Origin of the sequence: Helicobacter canadensis MIT 98-5491 (assembly GCF_000162575.1) — a bacterium.
GTDB lineage: Bacteria > Campylobacterota > Campylobacteria > Campylobacterales > Helicobacteraceae > Helicobacter_D > Helicobacter_D canadensis.
Genome location: NZ_CM000776.2, coordinates 866,158 through 883,464, shown reverse-complemented (window position 1 = coordinate 883,464; position 17,307 = coordinate 866,158). Strand labels below are relative to the sequence as shown.

Here is a 17,307-nt window from a genome sequence, read left to right as displayed (position 1 = left end):
TAACAAAGGTATTAAGTTAAAAAATTAATCTTCAATATAATTTTTAAGTTTTCGCCCTACTTTAGGGTGTTTTAGTTTTTTAATAGCACTTGATTCAATTTGTCTTACCCTTTCCCTTGTTACATTAAGCTCTTTTCCAATTTCTTCTAAGGTTCGATCTGATTCATCTTCCAAAAGCCCAAAACGCATTCGAATAACTGCTTTTTCTCTTTCATTTAATTGATCTAAAACATCATCAATTTGCTCTTTTAAATCTTCTTTTAAAATGCTTTCCATTGGACCAACAGATCCCTTATCTTCTACAAAATCACCAAACTTTCCATCCTCTCCATTACCAATAGGTGCCTCAAGACTAATAGGCTCTTTAGTGATTTTAATCACATTTTTAACTTTATCAACAGGCAATCCAACTTCTTCTGCAATCTTATCAATATCAGGCTCTTTACCCTCTTCTTGCAAATATTTACGCATAATCTTATTGATTCGATTAATGGTTTCAATCATATGAATAGGAATCCTAATAGTTCGTGCTTGATCGGCAATCGCCCTTGAAATAGCTTGTCTAATCCACCAAGTTGCGTAAGTAGAAAATTTATAGCCCTTTTTATATTCAAATTTATCAACTGCTTTCATAAGCCCTATATTACCCTCTTGAATCAAGTCCAAGAAAGGCAATCCACGATTAGTATAACGCTTAGCGATACTCACAACAAGGCGTAAATTTGATTTTGCCATTTTAGTTTTTGCTCTATCTGCAATATCTTTTCCTCGTTTAATTTGCTCTAAAATCTGCTTTAACTTTTCAGGCTCCAAATCAAAACTTCCTTCACTAGCTAATTTTGTTTGAAAGAGCTTCTTAATTTCCATATAAGTAGAAACCATAGTTGCTTCAGGGACAGCAGCTATAATATCAGATTTATTCATTTCTGTAATATTGTCCAAAATCTTTTTATGATTAGCAAGTAAAATATCATTAAATAAAGGCAAACGATATTCCAAACGCTTAAGTTCTCTATCAAATCCTTCATCACTTTTAATAGTATTTTCCATCGCCTTAACAAGTTCAGTAATGAGCTTACTTGTAGGTCCCAAATCAAGGAGTTTCTCTTTTAAAAATTGCTTTTTGTGTGCAAGAGTTAAAAGATATAGCATATCTCCATTTTCCTCACCTTGTTCTTGCTCCCAAGTCTTCAACCAATCTTTTTTGGCCTTTTCTAATGCCTTAAAACTCACAAGCACTTTTTCAACACGCTTTTGATCTTTTTTGCTAATTGGCTTTTTACCGCTCTCTTCTTCTTGTTCTTGCTCCTCTTCTAATTCTTCATCATCGCTTTCATTACCTTCTTCATCCTCATCATCAAAACTCTTAAAAAGCTCTTTAACCCGTCTTTCTCTATTAATTAAAGCTTCTTTATAGTCCAAAATAAAATCAATCAAATAAGGCACAGAACAAATAGCATCTAAAATAATATTTTCACCTAACTCAATATTTTTACTTAATTCCACCTCATCTTCACGCGTTAAAAGCGGTATTTGTCCCATTTCACGCAAATACATCCTCACAGGGCTATCGCTTCTACTCCACTCTAATAACTCTCGCTCTTTCATAAAGTCAAATTCGTCTTCTAATTCTTCATCCAAAAGACGCTTTTTATCTTCTTTAATTTTTCTTGCTTCATCTTGATTGAGTAATTTTGCAACTTCTGAAGCAGACATAAGTTGTTTTTTGTATTTTTTGGCTAATTCGGCTACTCTTTTGGCTTGTGCGGCTGTTGGGAGTTTAGTTAAAACTTGTGCTATTTTTTCATAAGAGACATATTTAGAATCGGATTGAAATAATTCTTCAAGCTGCTGATTAATATTTTTTACAGACATTTCACAACTCCAAAAAGTAAAAATTAAAAGTAGAATATTTTATGAAAAATTTCGGATTATACCTAAAATTATTGAATCTAAACTTTAACGAAATTTCCAGCATTCCTTAATTTCTTTTAAATATTTTTTATCCAATGTAACAATAAGCAATTCCTCTCTATCCCCTAGACAATCATCAATTTCTCCATTAGGATTTGCCAACAAAGAATCACCATAGAAATTCCATAAAGTTTGTGTGATAGCATCTTGATATTGTCCTATACGATTTGCCCTTAAAATATAACTACTATTTAAAAAGGCTCTCATTTTAATAATATTTCTCCAACGCAATGATGAATCAAAAGTTGAAGCACTAGCTAAAAGCACACAATCTACATTGTTTTGTTTAAATTTCAACCAAAATTCATCAAAATGCAATTCATACCCAAAAAGCACCGAAAATTTAAATCCACCTGCATTAAAGATAGGAGGGGTTTTGATAAGTTTGGGCAAAGTATTTGCAAAGAATCTTGCTTCATTCCAATGTTCATAAGGCATTAACCTTTGTGCTCTGTATTTCAAAGCTTTACCTTTATTAATAATCGCAATGCTTTTATAAATCTTTGTCCCAACAATCTCCAAAATGGGCGAAACAAAAATCATAGGATATTCATTAGAAAGTGCTATAAGATTCTTATTTTGAGTTTCTATCTTTGAGACAAGTTGGCTTTTTTTGGTTTGCTCTAGAGTTTTAAAAAATGATCCAAAAAAATACTCCCCAAAAAGTATTAATTTTACCTTTTGAGAATGTGCAATTTCCAAATAATTTTTAATTTCTTTTTGCGATTTTTCCAAAGAGAGCTGCAGAGCTGCAATTTTCATTCTTCTTCCTTTGTTTCAAATTGCATTTTAATTTCATTACATTGCATTTGTGCATTTTCAAGCATTTTTTGTGCCTCTTTTAAAGATTTCATTCCTTTTTTATAAATCTCCATACTTTCATGCAAACCTATATTGTCATCATTAAGCTTTTCTAAGCATTCCTCAATCTCTTTAAGGCTCATTTCAAAATCTTTATTCTCTTTTGCTGCTTTATTGTCCATTATTTTCCTTTGTTGCATTCTCTGCTTCTAAAAGTTTTTTCGCTTCAATACATAAATTCTTCCAAGTCGATTGTGCTTCTATGGCTTCACATTGCCCATAAAAAGAAATTGCCTTTTCTTTTTGGTTAAGTTTATCGCTTAAATATCCCTGTAAATACAAAATCCGAATTTGATCAGTGGGTGCGGTAACATAAGCTTGAGATTTTTGTAAAATTTCTAAAGATTCTTGAAATTTCCCCTCTCTATTTAAAGCTTCCACTAAACTCAATTCCGCCCACGGAGAATATTCATATTTTTTGTATTGCTCTTGCAAACCTAATAATTTATTGGCATAGATTCTAATAGCTGTATCATCTTTTTTTCCTAAAGCATCTAAAAGCATAATCCGATAAATTTCTATCATTCTACTATCTGTCCCTAAACTCTCCTCCATTTGCGGCAATAGCTCAAAAGCCTCTTCCTTTCTGCCTTCCTTTTCTAACGCCATAAATAAAACCCAAAGACTATCTTTATAATTTGGGTTTTTAGAGATTTTTACCACATCGCGGGAAGCCAAAATTGCCTTAGGATAATTTTGCATATTATACTCCACCCAACCCAAACGATATAGCCAATCTTCTTTCATTTCTGGAGTCTTGACTTTTGATAATTCATCTTGTGCGATTTTTAATGCAGGTTCAAACTGCTGATTTTCATAAAGACAATCAAATAAATCCATTTTACCTTCAGAATCTAAAGGAATTTTTTCTGCATATAAATTACCATAATACGCTGCAGCTTTGCAATCTTTCTTTGTAATTGATTCTTGAGTAAGTGCTCCAACAGATCCAAGCAAAACAGAATCATCCTTTGCTAGAGAATCTCTCATTGCAAACACTGCTTGATAATTGCCCATTTCATAAAGCGTCTGTGCCTTTTTAAGTAAAGCCTCTTTTTCTTCCTCTTTTCCTTTATAGGTTTGAATTACATAATCATAATGTTCTAAACGCTTTGTAGCATTACTTTCTTTATCATTTAGCAATAGCAAATCATCTAAAGCCTGAATCTCCCTCTCCTCTTGAATATCTTGTGGTTTTTGAAGCAATAGTTGATAATATTTATGTGCTTTAGGGATATTACCTGCTTTATCATACCACTCCGCCATATCTCTTAGTAAGGGACGATAATAGGGCAAAGAATCATCACTAAGTGACAAAAACATCACTTCTGCAACCTGTGCTGGAGTTTCATAAATCCCTAGATCTGCCCATTTTTGTAGCGTTGCATAATGCTTTGGAATTTCCTTTAAAAAATAATTAGGATTGGCATCAAAAACATTTTTAAGATATTCCTGTGCCCTTTGCTTATCTCCTGCCTCCCTATAATACTCTCCAAGCAATAAAGCCGCTAAAGAAGCAATCTCTAAATCTTGCGTTTGATTTAAGACAGATTGATAAAGCTCCAAAGGCATTTTTTTATCGCCTCGTTCAAAAATTTTCTGTCCATAACTCAATCTTGCCAAAAGCTCACTTTTATCGTTTTTATATTCCTTAAAAATACGATCATAGTAATAACTCGCTTCTTCAAAAAAATTCATTTTAACATAATTTTCTGCTAAGAGTAGCAAAACCTCTGGAATATGAATATCTGCTGGATATGCACTTAGCCAAGCTTTTCCTAAAGAGATAATTTCCTCATAATTTTCCTCACCCCCAATTTCATCCAAGGCTTGTAACTTCATAAAAAGCACATCGCGTTTAAAAATAGTTTCTGGGTAAATTTGCAACATTTCATTAATGCTATCTAAAGCCTCTTGATAAGATCCCCTCTTTAAAAGATTTTGAATCGTCAAAAAATAATCCTTATCCTGCCCAACTTCATTATTCATAGGACGCATTCCAAAATCCAAAACCCCAATTCTTGGATATTGCAAACTTTCATTAAAAGAAATGGGGAAATTAAGCCCCTCACTCTCCTCTTCTCCCAAAAAAGGAATCTCATCTTCATAGCCAACAATTTGCCATTTATTAGATTTTTGAGTTTTTTCTTCAAAAATAGGATTAGATGCAAGTAAATCTTGTCCCACATTAAACAGCTTCATTTTATGCTTTGGGGTAATTTTTAAATAAAATCTCTCCTCTGTAATCTCTGGAGTAATGCTAAAAAATAAAGTATTAGTTTTTGAAAAATGTGAAATAAGATTAGATTCAAACTCACAAACTATCTCTTGCACTTCTGATTCTCTATTATATTTCTCTTGGCAAGAAAAAGGGGTAGAATCAACAATATTTAAAACAGCAAAATCTTTTGAATCTTCCCTTCCACTATTAATATAAAATTCCAAACTAGAAGCGAATTCTACTCCCATTAACAATAAAAAAGTAATTTTCCTAATCATTCTCATTGTATTCCAAAAATTTCAATTCTACATTATACTTTTTTTGCACTAAATTTTTTATCAAACCTTTTTATCCTGCTACAAATTCAAAATAAGTAATTTCTGCTCTTGATAAAATCCGCATCGGAGGTCCCCAAAAACCTGTGCCACGATTCACATAAATTTTAGTCTTAGGTGTGTGTTGATATAACCCTGCTAGATAAGGTTGATCTATCATCACTAAAAAGCGAAAAGGGAAGATCTGCCCTCCATGGGTATGTCCGCTTAAAATCAAATCTACTCTCTTAGAATCATCAACTTCCAAAGCAAATTTTGGTTGATGTGCTAATAAAATCGTAGGTAAAGAATCTTCTCTATTTTCCAAAGCTTTTGTTAAATTTGGCTCCAATACTCCAACTTTTCTCCCAAATAAATCATAAACTCCTGCTAGATTTACCAAATTTTTGCCATTTTTTGCCAAAATAATATTTTCATTTTCTAAAACGCGTATTCCATAACTTTTAAGCGTTGTTAATAACTTACCAACATTATGAAAAAATTCGTGATTCCCTGTCACAAAAAATACCCCAAGTGGTGCCTTAAGTTTTGATAATTCCTCCATTGCTTGAGAAATATTAGACACTTCTGTGTCAATAATATCCCCTGTCAAAAAAATAACATCCGCTCCTAGAGAATTAACTTGATTGACAATTCTTTTCACAACATTTTCTTCAATCAATCCGCCGATATGCAAATCACTAACTTGCACTGCATTAAAAGGAATTTTAAGCCCCTCTAACGGAAGTCTAATGCGTTCTACCTTTGGTTGCATTTTCCCTTCAATCAAGCCAAATCCTAAATATCCTCCCGCAAAAATTCCGCTAAAAAGATTGATTCCATTACGCAAAAATGTCCGCCTTTTTTTACTAAAATAAGGTATTAAAGACAAAGGTTGATAAAGCAAAGCTGTCACAAACAAAATAAACCCAACTCCAATAGAAAGCGAAACCAAAAAATATAAACTTTGAGACATATTCCAATAATAGCGTCCCAAAAAATAGCACACAATGCCAAAATAATTAAAAATTAAAAAATATTTAAAAACTAAACGCGGAATCTTAGGCTTAATGATTCTTTTAATAAAAAAAAAGTAAATAAAAAGATGAAAAATTAAGAAAACCGATAATGCGATCAATGGAAACATTTTTAATCCTATGAATGCCTAAATTCTCTAGTTAAAATATTAAATTGTTGAACTAGAATGGGATTACTTGAAATATCAAAACTAAAAACAATTCGCCTTACATCTCTCTCATCAAGTTTATCTAACGCTTCTTTTACTACACTACTAAATTCATATTCATCTTCACTTGAAACAGCCTCGCCAATTTGCTTGGTAAATTTTTTAATGAGATTCTTTTCCTCTTTTTCCCTTTCCTTATCTTCCAATAACACCCTTTCAATATGTTGCAAAATCTGTCTTCTTTTTTTCTTTAAAACAGGTCTCTTATAGGCATTTGTTAATTTCATAATTCGTTCTATAATCTTATTTTTTTCTTCCTCATCTTCATAATATTCTTCATAATTTTCATATAAGGAATCAGGGAAATAATCTCTAATAATTCCATATTTTAATTGAGCAATTCTACTTAGATTCTCTTTTTCTTTTTTATTCTCTAAAATCTGTATTGTTTCTTGCAAAAATTGTATATCTTCTCGCTTAGATCCATAAAACTTCATTTGTTCCATTCTCTCTTGTCGTGGATAATCCTCAAACAATTTCTCTAACTTATCTAGCAATTTTTCTTGATAAGCTCGATAAGCCAATTCCACAATACGCGTAACCTGTTTATATCTCCCATCTCTAATTTGCGTTAAAACCAATTCAATTGTTTCGTGAAGTCCATACTGCGCAAAAATCTTCTCAATACTCTCATACAAAGTCTTAAAATCAATCATTTCACCATTGATAGCAAGACGAATTTCTGCAAGCTGCTCTTCTATCAAAGCCTCATTATCTTCAATAACATTTTCAGTTTGCTTATCTTCTTTCATTAATTGCATATAATCTAAAATTGTTTGCTTACTTTCTTTTTTAAAAAGCTTGATTAGATCATTTAGTGGCATTACTTCTAGAGAATCTTTGGAATGCCCGTGTTTTCCTAATTGCCAAATTAACTCTTTTCTCTCCATTACTGCAATGCCTCCCAAACTTTAAGGGCTTGTATATGCTCTTTAGTATCGTGGCATCTTATAATACTTGCCCCATTTTTAAGCGATTCTAGATGAATTGCCAAACTCCCTGCCAATCGCTCTGAAACATCACAAGGGATGATTTTATCTATCATAGATTTCCTTGAAGCCCCTACAAGCAAAGGATATCCAAAATGCAAGAAATGCTTAAGATTTCTAATTAATTCACAATTATGTTGCAGACTTTTGCCAAACCCAATCCCTACATCTAAAATGATTTTTTTGATATTATGATTCAACAATGCCTCAATTTGTCGCTTAAAAAAGTCATCAATTTCAAAAAAGAGATTCTCATAATAGGGATTCTTTTGCATTTCTTTTGGATTTCCTTGCATATGCATCACCACACATTCACAATCATAATGCTCTACAACTTCAAGCATCTTTATATTTTGAAATCCTGTAATATCATTCACCATAGCAAAGCCATTTTTTAAGCAATAATCCGCCACTTCTGGCGTATAAGTGTCAATGCTAAAAGCAACGCGTTGATTAATCTTCTCACACGCAATAAAATCCACAATAGGCTTAATGCGCTCCATCTCCTCTTCCTTACTAACCCACTCACTTCCAGGACGAGTAGAAGCTCCCCCAATATCAATAATATCCACTCCTTCTTCTATCATTTCAAAAATTCGCTTATAGGCTTCTTGGGTATTTTTTTGTGAATCTTTATAAAAACTATCAGGAGTAGCATTAATAATCCCCATAATCCTTGGCTTAAAATTCTTTCTTTGCCAATGCTTCTCTAGGCTTTCTGCAACTTTTTTTAACCCAAAGGGTTGAATTTTTAATTTTTTAAGTAATGCTTTACCTTGTGCTTTATTCAGCATCAAAATTCCATTATAAGTATCTTGTTGATACAAAATAGCATCTCTAGGAAGTGCAAAATCTCCACCACAAGCCAAGGCTTCTTGCTTTAAAATCTGTGCCGCAGGAGTCTTTAAGCCATAAATATAGAAACAATTTGTTTGCATTTTATTTTTCATAATCCCAAATCCCATCTCTTCACAACCTAATTCTTTTAACTCTTGCAATGGGTTATTTAAGGCTTTAATAAAAATCTCCATCTAGCCATATCTCCTTTGATTTGCTTACATCTTAATATCTTGATGCATTTTTTCTTTCTTTTTATTTAGAATCATTAAAAGCAAAACCAAGAAAATATGCTGAATCTTTTCATAATGTCCTGCCCAAAACAAAGCTTCTTCAAAGAGTTGCATTTCTTTTAAATTAAAGCTTAATCCTTCTTTAATGCAATCCAAATATAAGCTTTGAATTTCAATTTTAAGCTGCGTTGGATTAGTGCCAAATTCTTTAGATTTTTCTTTTAAGAAAGGATAAATATCCTTCAAAGCAAGAGTGCGAATCGACAAAGAAAAAGGTGAGAGCTTTTCTTTTTTAAGTTGATTAATAATGGGCATTCTTGAGCGAATAGTAGGAAGAAGTTGGGATTTCATTCTTGCAAAAAGTATAAAACAAACTTGACTAGGTGGTTCTTCTAAAATTTTTAAAAGTGCATTTTGTGCATAAACATTAAAAGAATTTGCCGCAATCAATACAAATTTATAACCAGTTGAAGCAATATAGCTTTCATCAATAATTTCTCTTGCTAATTCAATACTTAATTCTTCAGCACAAAAAAGTCGGCAATTTTGAGGATTCTCACTCTCATAATGTTGATTTGCTACTGCAATGGGATCATTTACAAGCAAAATATGACTTTGCATTTTATTCCAATGTGATTTGTCCAAACAATGCTGCCTCAATTGTAAGATTAAAGATTCGATACATTTGCATCAATTTAATATCCACCAAAGGATCAGTTGATTGCAAGGTAAAACTATTTTGCAATTCAGTGTCAAAAATCCACAAAAAGCAATCCTCATAACTCAAAGCAAGTTTAGCACGCAAAGCATCATTTTTGCCAATATACCAAAAAAAATAACCCTGTGAAAAAATATTATTCAAATAATCACTAATTAAAAGCACCTCTGAATCATCTTGTTGATTCTTATCAATTTGGGGGAAAAGTGCATTAATACTCATAATAGGGACATAAGGGCGATTATTGGTTTTATTGATAGAAAAAATCACATAATGTGCAAACCACTCCCTATCCCTATCGGTAACCAAAATCATACTCTCACCATTAAAGATTCTTTGTAATGCGCGTTTAATAAGTGGAATCCACTCAAATTTTCGCTCTTCTAGCCAAGTTGGGCGACTAGCATCGTGCCTTAGAATCTGTGTAGTCCAGCTAACAATGTCTTGCATTATTTTTCTAATTGATACACGCTATGGAGAGTTCTAATGGCTAATTCTGCATATTTTAAGCGAATCACCATTGAAATTTTAATCTCACTTGTGCTAATCATCATAATATTAATATTGTCTTCTGCTAAAGCTTGGAATGCTCTTGCAGCCACTCCACTATGAGATTTCATACCCACACCCACAATAGAGACTTTTGCAATATCTGAATCATAATCAATACTCTCCACGCTTCCTTCAAATGCCTTTAAAACACGCTTTGTGTTTTCTAGTTCCACTTCTGGAATTGTAAAATCCAAATCCGTCTTGCCATCTCTACCAATTGTTTGCACAATCATATCCACATTGATATTTGCTTCACTCAAAGCCCCAAAAATTTCTGCTGCAATCCCTGGTCTATCTTCTACATTACAAATGCTCACTCTTGCTTGATTTTTATCTAATGCGATTCCGCTAACAATTGGATGTTCCATAATTTCTTCTTCCTTTGTAATTAATGTGCCTTCATTATAATTAAAACTACTTCTTGTAACCAAATTAACATTAAGTTTTTTTGCCATTTCAACTGAACGATTCAATAAAACTTTAGCTCCCATTGAAGCAAGCTCTAACATTTCATCATAGCTAATTTTATCTATCTTTTTTGCCTTAGGTTCGATTCTTGGATCGGTGGTATAAACCCCATCAACATCTGTGTAAATCTCACACAAATCTGCTTGCAATGCTCCAGCAAGTGCCACTGCAGAGAGATCGCTCCCTCCCCTGCCTAGCGTGGTTACCTCACCTTTTTCTGTAACCCCTTGGAATCCAGCTACCACAACAATATAATCTTTAGCTAATAGCTCATTGAGATAGGTTGTATCAATTTCTTCAATTCTTGCTTTAGTGTGAGAAGTATCTGTAACAATCCCTGCTGCTCGACCACTCAAAGAAATTGCTTTATAGCCCATTTCCTCTAAAGCAATAGCCAAAAGCGCACTTGTAACTCTCTCACCTGCACTAAGCACCATATCCACTTCACGCTCTTTTGGAAGCCTTGAAAAGAATTTTGTATAGCCTAATAGCTTATCAGTTTCTCCACTCATAGCAGAAACTACCACAACAAGACTATTCCCTTTCTCTTTTGATTCCACTACGCGCTTAGCAACATTTTGAATCCTTTCACAATCACCAACACTAGTGCCACCATATTTTTGAACAATTAACATTACAAATACCCTTTCCTTTTAAAATACTCTAAAACTTGACGATAAACTGGACGCTTAAAATAAGTAATATGATTAAATAAATCTTCAAATGTTACAAATTTATACTCATCAAACTCTGGCTCCTCTGTATTAATGTCTATGATTCCATTTTCTTGTAAGCGCACCAAAAAATATTTTTGTATCTGTCCATCATAAGGATACATTCGCTTAACAACAGAAGGAGGGAAATCATAACTAATCCATTCGGGATATTCTGCAACGATATCCACCTTATCAGTCCCAATTTCTTCCTTAAGCTCACGAAACAAAGCTTCTTTAGGTGTCTCTGACTTATCAATTCCACCTTGTGGGAATTGCCATGCATTCTTAATATCAGTGCGACTTGCAATAAAAAGCTCACAAGTTAATGGATATTTCGGAGAAAGTATGATAGCAGCAACATTGGGTCGATAAGTTTTTGTTTCTTTTCTCACCAAATAACTCCTAAATCAAAATATTTTTAAAATAATAATTGAATTGTTTTTAAAGAGTTTTTAAACGCAGTAAATATTAAGTCAAAATTTTATAAAATTCTAAAATTAGAAGCCAAACTTTTGGATTCAAATAAATTTGAATTTTAGCTTTCTAAAGGAATATTTTGGAAGCACAAAAACTTGCAAGAGGCACACAAGAAAAATATCAAAAAACACTAAATATTGCCTATCAACTTTTTTTAAAGTATGGCTATGAGAAAACTAGTCTGCAAATGATTGTTAAAGAAACAGGAGACTCTCTAGCAACTATCTATAAACTTTTTGGGAATAAAAGAAAACTCTTTCAAAAAGTTATTGAGCAAGAAAATGGCGATTTTTTTCAATCTTTAGCAGAACATTTTATGCAAGTGCAACAATCCGAACTTTGTTTGCAAGATTTTCTCATTTCAATTGGCAAAAAGCTTTTAAATGAAATTTTTACGCCAGAAACCATTGCTTTAAACCGCCTTATTTTTATTGAGGGCTATAATGATTCAGAGTTATTGCAAACTTTTCAAATTTCTTGTGTAGATAAAATCCTTTTTTATTTTTCAAAATGCCTCGAAACTTACGCCAAAAGAGAAAAAATTCATATTCAAAATTTACAAGAAGATGCAAAATTCTGCCTTGATCTTATTGTAAGTCCTTATTTATTGCATTCTCTTTTAGATTCTAATTACATTCCCCCAAACAATGAAGAAACAGAAAGAATCGCAAGAAAATCTGCACATATTTTTTTACTTTATTTACAACACAACAAGGAGACATTATGAATAACATTGACAATCAACTATTAGCACGCTTGCAAAATTTAGCAAGTCTTGAAATTAGCCCAGAAAAACTAGAATCAACCAAAGAAAATCTTAATGAAATTGTGCATTTTGTTGAAAATATTAACGCATTAGATTTAAGTGAGATTCCAGCTTCTTTTAATGCGATTCACTCAACGCTTCCTATGCGTGAAGACAAAGTAGAAAATAAACCTGAAATTGCCTCTAATATTCTTAAAAATGCACCCAAAAGTGAAGAAAATTTCTTTATTGTTCCAAAAATTATAGAATAATGCAAGATCTTAATATTTCACTTGAAAATATCAAAATTGAAGAATCATGGAAATTAGCGTTAAAGGATGAATTTTTAAAACCCTATTTTTTAGAGATTAAATGCCATTATTTAAATGCTAAAAACGCGGGAAAAATCCTTTATCCTCCCGCAAAGCTTATTTTCAATGCGTTTAATCTCACGCCCTTTACTTCCCTAAAAGTCGTCCTTTTAGGACAAGATCCCTATCATAATCCTAATCAAGCTATGGGATTATCCTTTAGTGTGCCAAAAGGTATTCCACTCCCCCCTTCTTTAAAAAATATCTATCAAGAATTATATGAAGATTTAGGAATCCCACCAAGTCATAATGGAGACTTAACCAAATGGGCAAAACAAGGAGTATTGCTACTTAATAGCGTTTTAAGTGTGGAACAAAACAAGCCTGCTTCGCATCAAAATTTTGGTTGGCAGACTTTCACTGACAATGTTATTAGCACCATTTCCCTACAAAAAGAAGGAATTATTTTTTTACTTTGGGGAAACTACGCTAGAGCTAAAAAAAATCTTATTGATTCTAAAAAACATTTCATCCTAGAAGCAGCACATCCTTCACCTCTAGCGCGTGGAGCCTTTTTTGGTTGTAGGCATTTTTCAAAAACCAATCAAATCCTAGAATCTCTTCATAAAACTCCTATTGATTGGCAAATCTAATTCTAACTATTTTTCATTTTCTTTTGTTTTTATAGTCTCTAACTCTTCTTTTTGAATTGACTCAACTTTTGCTTCTTGCGATTCTTTATTAATATTCAAAATTTTTAAAATCTTTTGATTGCTTTTAGTTAAGACTTTAAACTCAACTCTACGCGAAAGCTCAGCACTCTCAAGCGGCTTTGCAAAAGACAATCCATTTGCACGCAAAACACTAACTAACCATTCTTTTTGTTTGGCAATTTGTTGATTATTAAAGCAATATTTCAAAACTTCTAAAGCTCTTGCTTGAGATAATTCTGCATTCCCTAAATATCTATCCTCTAAGCTTTTTGCATTTTTCCATTCCTTAGAAGTATGCCCCTCAATCCGAATTTCCTCAATGTCTTCTTTGTATTGAGGGCGACTTAAAATTTTAATATAACGCGGAAAAAAATCATCTAAGATTTCCTTAAATCTTGATTTTACTTCTTTTTCACCTTGATCAAACAAAATATCAGGTTCTCTAAAACGCACTGTGTTGTCTTCATCAATCTCTGCATTCCATTTTCCTAAATCCTTAGAAAATTCTGCTACTAAATCCTTATAAAGCTCTGTTTGAAGGTTTTGATGCGTTTTGGCAACATCGCTCATTTGCTTATTTAATGCCAAAAGTTCCGCATTTTGCAGGGCAAGTTCTTTTTGTGTTTTGCTAATAACCACCATATAACCCACAGCCACAAGCAGGAATATCATCATCACTCCTGCCATCATATCAGAAATGCTAATCCACTCATTCCCTTTATTGAAATCATTTGCCATTAATTTCTGGCTCCCATAAGTTCTCTAATTCGCCTTAAAAACCATTCATAATCTTGCCTAAATCCCAAAGTAATATTAGATAATGCACCATCTAAATCTCCTAAAGATCGACAAAGATTTTCATTTAGACTTGTTGTTTTAGAAAGCGAAGAATCCACATTGGTTTGAATAATCTTTAAAATCCCTTCAATTTCTTTACGATTATTTTCCAAAGCAGTATAAGCTCCCTCCAAAGATTCTCCTAAATTCTTTTGCAATTGATTAAATTCATTCAAAAGTTCCGTGCTAACATTTTTTGGTATTTCCAAACTTTGTTGCGTCAAAGTAGATAACATTTCCAAATAGCGTTTTGCCATTTCTTGCAATATATTCTTCACTTTTTCTTCTAAGGCACTATATTGAGCTATGACTTTCTTAGAATGACTATCTAAATGCTGACTAGAAAACTGCAACAATTCCTTAGATAATCCCTCAATTGTCCCTAGAATCTGCTTACTTCCCAAACCAAATTTCTGCACAATCTCACTTAAGCTTTTTTGCAATTCTTGTTGCATTCCTTGATGGCTTTGCAAACTCTCTAAATGATGCTTTTGCAAGGTTTCTAAACTATTTTGTGAGAGTTTTGAGAGTTGGTTTTGATAAAGATTGGAAGAATTTTTGAGATAAGCTCCAAGGGTTTCTATTGCGTTTTTATATGATTCTCCAAAACTTGATCGCATTTGATTTTGCAATTCCTCATAATGCTCTTGTGTATTTTGCGACATTGCCTGAAGATTAGCACTCAAATCCTCTAAGTTTTGCTCCATTAGCTTATGAATATCTTCTGATTTAGATTGATTATAAACAAGCAGTCTATCTACACTTTGTGAAATATCTTGGGTGGTTTTAGAGAAGTTATCTTTAAGGTTTTGAGTAGTATCAACCAATGATTCTTCAATATTTTGCGCACTTTTACTAAGGGAATTGGCAGTTTCATTTAGCATTGTATCAAGACTTTTTGTAACCACTAACATAGAATCTTCAATGTCTTTAGATATTTCCTTTAGAGTTTCTTTAGATTCTTGAAAATTCTCTTGTAGCGTTTTAGTGGTATTGCCAAGCAAAGAATCAAAACTTAAAACCGCATTAGCAATGTGCTCTTCTAATGCATTAGTATTTTTAAGCATACTCTCTTTAGCTTCATTCCCCATTTGCTCAAGAGTTCCACTTGTATTTTTTAGGATAATCTCCAAATCTTGCCTATGTTGCTCCAAAATAGCATCACTTTTTTGTGTTTGCCCCTCAAGTAGTAAAAGCGATTCTTTTTGTGTCTTATCTAACTCTCCCAAAGTCTCTTCAAAGCTTCCATTTACCTTTTGTAGATATTCTGTAATATTTTCTTTGGCACTCTTTAGCATTTCAAGATTCTGATTATTTAACTCAACATTACTTTTTTGGATATGATTCAAGCATTTTTCTGACTCTTCTTGAACTTGAGTTAAAAATTGATCCATATTCTCTTTGTTTTGAACAAGATAACTTTGAGTAAATTCTCCCAAATCCTTTTGGAGATTGTTAAGATTTCCGCTTAATTCCAAATAATCTTTTTGTAAGACTTGGAGATTATCTGTTAGCATTTCTTGGGTTACATTTTTATGTTCCTGCATACTTGTTTGCAAATACCCACGCACTTCTTGTAAATTTTGCTTTGTCAAATCCATTGCCTGTTGATGAGATTCTTGCATAATATGAGTTAAACTCTGCACTGATTCCAAAGCACTTTGTGCATTCTTATGCATATCTTCAAACCCTAGTAACATTTGAGAGAGTTTTTGATTTTCAATTCTTGAGGCTTCAATACTATGTGCCAAAGCATTATAAACTTCCAAAACTTCGCTATTACGCTCTGCCACCATTTCTAAAACTTCTTGAGAATTTTTAAAGACTTTTAAAGTGTTTTTAAGATTCTCATCTAAGCCCTCAAGAGTATTTTTGTAATTTTCTTGCCACGATATCATTTGAGAAACAGCTGCATTGAGTTCTTTAAAATTATCTCCAAATTGATCGGTAATCTTTTGATTAAAATCTCTAATTACACTCTCTAATGCCGAAATAAGCTCCTTAGAAGCACCTTGCACTAGGTATTGCATTGCCTCTTTTAAAGTATGATTAGTCGCATCAAAATGTTTGCTAATTTTTAAAAAATTCTCTTCTTGAGCAAGGCGATATTTTTCTTGAAAGTCTTGTGATTTAAGGCTTTGATCTACAATGGTTTTTAAATACTTTAATTCATCAAGTTTTGAGGCTTGCAATGAAAAATAATCCATCATATTTTCAAAATCACTTTTAACAGCTTTACCTTTTTGGATAATCGCTAAAAGAATCGCCAAAGACATACCCAAAATAGAAGTATAAAAAGCCGTTTTTAGTCCTTCTAGCAAAAAGGGGACAGATTTTTCAATTTCATTAACATTAAAATCTTGCAATCCAATAAAAATCCCCACAAAGGTTCCCAAAACCCCTGCACTCATAATAATAGATTTAAAATCCCTGTGTTTTTGCTTCCCATAACTCAAAAAATCCCATAATGCAAGCCCGAGCATAATTATCGTAAAAATAATATTAACAAGGATATTTTCCATTTATCGCCCTTTTTTCCTTTTTTTAACTTCAAATCGTTCATCCCCTTCTAGCCAATCTGGTTTTTGTATCTGACTACCTTTACGATTTACCATAAAAAGGATAAATCGAATAGCCAACAAAATTATCAAAAAGGTAACAACTGCTGAAATAATTGTCGTTAAATCATAGCTTTCTTTTAACATTATTGTATTTGCTCCACTTGTATATCAACATTCACACGCTCAATTTCGTTTAACACTCCAACAAGCGCAATAAATTTCTCAAAATAGCTTTTTTGATCTCCCCTAAGCAAAATGGGAGTGTCTTTTGGCATTTTTAAAAGTGCTTCTTTAATAGCTTCAAGGTTTGTTTGATTCTTATCCAAAAAATACTCCCCTTGTGCATTAATGGTAATTTCTACACTCTTTAATTCTTCCTTTACTGCTTCAGAACCTTGTGCTTTAGGGATTGCAATAGGAATCTTACCTTGTGCAATAAAAGTCGCACTTGTTAAAACAATAACCAGTAAAACAAGCATAATATCAATAAAAGGAACAATATTGATATTATCCATTCGTTTAGAATATCTCATC

The 17,307-nt window shown here is 32.5% G+C and carries 18 protein-coding genes; 3 read left to right on the top strand and 15 right to left on the bottom strand.

Annotation, left to right across the window (positions count from 1 at the left end; translation table 11 throughout):
- Nucleotides 1-24 precede the first annotated feature (24 nt).
- From rpoD to HCAN_RS04390, 11 genes are all read right to left on the bottom strand, one after another.
- The gene (rpoD, locus tag HCAN_RS04440; protein ID WP_006655552.1) at nucleotides 25-1,875 is read right to left on the bottom strand and encodes an RNA polymerase sigma factor RpoD; all 1,851 of its coding nucleotides are present in this window, start codon (nucleotides 1,873-1,875) and stop codon (nucleotides 25-27) included.
- A gap of 84 nt (nucleotides 1,876-1,959) precedes the next feature.
- Nucleotides 1,960-2,736: a carbon-nitrogen hydrolase family protein gene (locus tag HCAN_RS04435; protein WP_006655551.1), complete on the bottom strand. Its 777-nt coding sequence runs from the start codon at nucleotides 2,734-2,736 to the stop codon at nucleotides 1,960-1,962.
- On the bottom strand, nucleotides 2,733-2,957 hold the full coding sequence (gene xseB, locus HCAN_RS04430) for an exodeoxyribonuclease VII small subunit (protein ID WP_006656842.1): 225 nt from the start codon (nucleotides 2,955-2,957) through the stop codon (nucleotides 2,733-2,735). Before xseB ends, HCAN_RS04435 begins: the two co-directional genes overlap by 4 nt.
- Nucleotides 2,947-5,340 (bottom strand): tetratricopeptide repeat protein, encoded by a 2,394-nt coding sequence (locus HCAN_RS04425; protein WP_006656841.1) that lies wholly within the window; start codon nucleotides 5,338-5,340, stop codon nucleotides 2,947-2,949. Before HCAN_RS04425 ends, xseB begins: the two co-directional genes overlap by 11 nt.
- Nucleotides 5,341-5,404: 64 nt before the next feature.
- Entirely contained in the window at nucleotides 5,405-6,517 is a 1,113-nt protein-coding gene (locus tag HCAN_RS04420; RefSeq protein ID WP_006656840.1) for a metallophosphoesterase, read from the bottom strand.
- An 8-nt stretch (nucleotides 6,518-6,525) separates the two neighbouring features.
- Complete coding sequence (locus HCAN_RS04415; protein WP_006655547.1) at nucleotides 6,526-7,506, bottom strand: hypothetical protein; 981 nt, start codon at nucleotides 7,504-7,506, stop codon at nucleotides 6,526-6,528.
- A complete protein-coding gene (gene folP, locus HCAN_RS04410; protein WP_006655546.1) occupies nucleotides 7,506-8,636 on the bottom strand; it encodes a dihydropteroate synthase in 1,131 nt (376 codons plus the stop codon). Before folP ends, HCAN_RS04415 begins: the two co-directional genes overlap by 1 nt.
- 24 nt (nucleotides 8,637-8,660) lie before the next feature.
- Nucleotides 8,661-9,296: a DNA polymerase III subunit delta' gene (locus tag HCAN_RS04405; RefSeq protein WP_006655545.1), complete on the bottom strand. Its 636-nt coding sequence runs from the start codon at nucleotides 9,294-9,296 to the stop codon at nucleotides 8,661-8,663.
- Between the two features lies 1 nt (nucleotide 9,297).
- Nucleotides 9,298-9,843 (bottom strand): HobA family DNA replication regulator, encoded by a 546-nt coding sequence (locus tag HCAN_RS04400; protein WP_006655544.1) that lies wholly within the window; start codon nucleotides 9,841-9,843, stop codon nucleotides 9,298-9,300.
- Entirely contained in the window at nucleotides 9,843-11,048 is a 1,206-nt protein-coding gene (locus tag HCAN_RS04395; protein WP_006655543.1) for an aspartate kinase, read from the bottom strand. Before HCAN_RS04395 ends, HCAN_RS04400 begins: the two co-directional genes overlap by 1 nt.
- A complete protein-coding gene (locus HCAN_RS04390; RefSeq protein WP_006656839.1) occupies nucleotides 11,048-11,521 on the bottom strand; it encodes an RNA pyrophosphohydrolase in 474 nt (157 codons plus the stop codon). Before HCAN_RS04390 ends, HCAN_RS04395 begins: the two co-directional genes overlap by 1 nt.
- A 164-nt stretch (nucleotides 11,522-11,685) precedes the next feature.
- Between HCAN_RS04390 and HCAN_RS04385 the strand changes: the two genes are divergently transcribed.
- The 3 genes from HCAN_RS04385 to ung are packed head-to-tail and all read left to right on the top strand — an operon-like array spanning nucleotide 11,686 to nucleotide 13,315.
- Nucleotides 11,686-12,333 carry a TetR/AcrR family transcriptional regulator gene (locus tag HCAN_RS04385; RefSeq protein ID WP_006655541.1) on the top strand — a complete coding sequence of 216 codons (648 nt, stop codon included), beginning with the start codon at nucleotides 11,686-11,688 and terminating at the stop codon, nucleotides 12,331-12,333.
- Nucleotides 12,330-12,623 carry an Asp-tRNA(Asn)/Glu-tRNA(Gln) amidotransferase subunit GatC gene (gene gatC, locus HCAN_RS04380; RefSeq protein ID WP_006655540.1) on the top strand — a complete coding sequence of 98 codons (294 nt, stop codon included), beginning with the start codon at nucleotides 12,330-12,332 and terminating at the stop codon, nucleotides 12,621-12,623. Before HCAN_RS04385 ends, gatC begins: the two co-directional genes overlap by 4 nt.
- Nucleotides 12,623-13,315 (top strand): uracil-DNA glycosylase, encoded by a 693-nt coding sequence (gene ung / locus HCAN_RS04375; RefSeq protein ID WP_006655539.1) that lies wholly within the window; start codon nucleotides 12,623-12,625, stop codon nucleotides 13,313-13,315. The genes gatC and ung overlap by 1 nt, the downstream gene beginning before the upstream one ends.
- Nucleotides 13,316-13,321: 6 nt before the next feature.
- On the opposite strand, the gene HCAN_RS04370 is transcribed toward ung, so the two are convergent.
- From HCAN_RS04370 to HCAN_RS04355, 4 genes are read right to left on the bottom strand one after another with little or no spacing between them, the layout of a single operon-like run.
- A complete protein-coding gene (locus HCAN_RS04370; protein ID WP_006656838.1) occupies nucleotides 13,322-14,113 on the bottom strand; it encodes an OmpA/MotB family protein in 792 nt (263 codons plus the stop codon).
- Nucleotides 14,113-16,734, bottom strand: a complete 2,622-nt coding sequence (locus HCAN_RS04365; RefSeq protein WP_006655537.1) for a hypothetical protein — start codon at nucleotides 16,732-16,734, stop codon at nucleotides 14,113-14,115. Before HCAN_RS04365 ends, HCAN_RS04370 begins: the two co-directional genes overlap by 1 nt.
- Nucleotides 16,735-16,917, bottom strand: a complete 183-nt coding sequence (locus HCAN_RS04360) for a hypothetical protein (protein ID WP_006655536.1) — start codon at nucleotides 16,915-16,917, stop codon at nucleotides 16,735-16,737.
- Nucleotides 16,917-17,306 carry a biopolymer transporter ExbD gene (locus tag HCAN_RS04355; RefSeq protein WP_006655535.1) on the bottom strand — a complete coding sequence of 130 codons (390 nt, stop codon included), beginning with the start codon at nucleotides 17,304-17,306 and terminating at the stop codon, nucleotides 16,917-16,919. The genes HCAN_RS04360 and HCAN_RS04355 overlap by 1 nt, the downstream gene beginning before the upstream one ends.
- Nucleotide 17,307 lies beyond the last annotated feature (1 nt).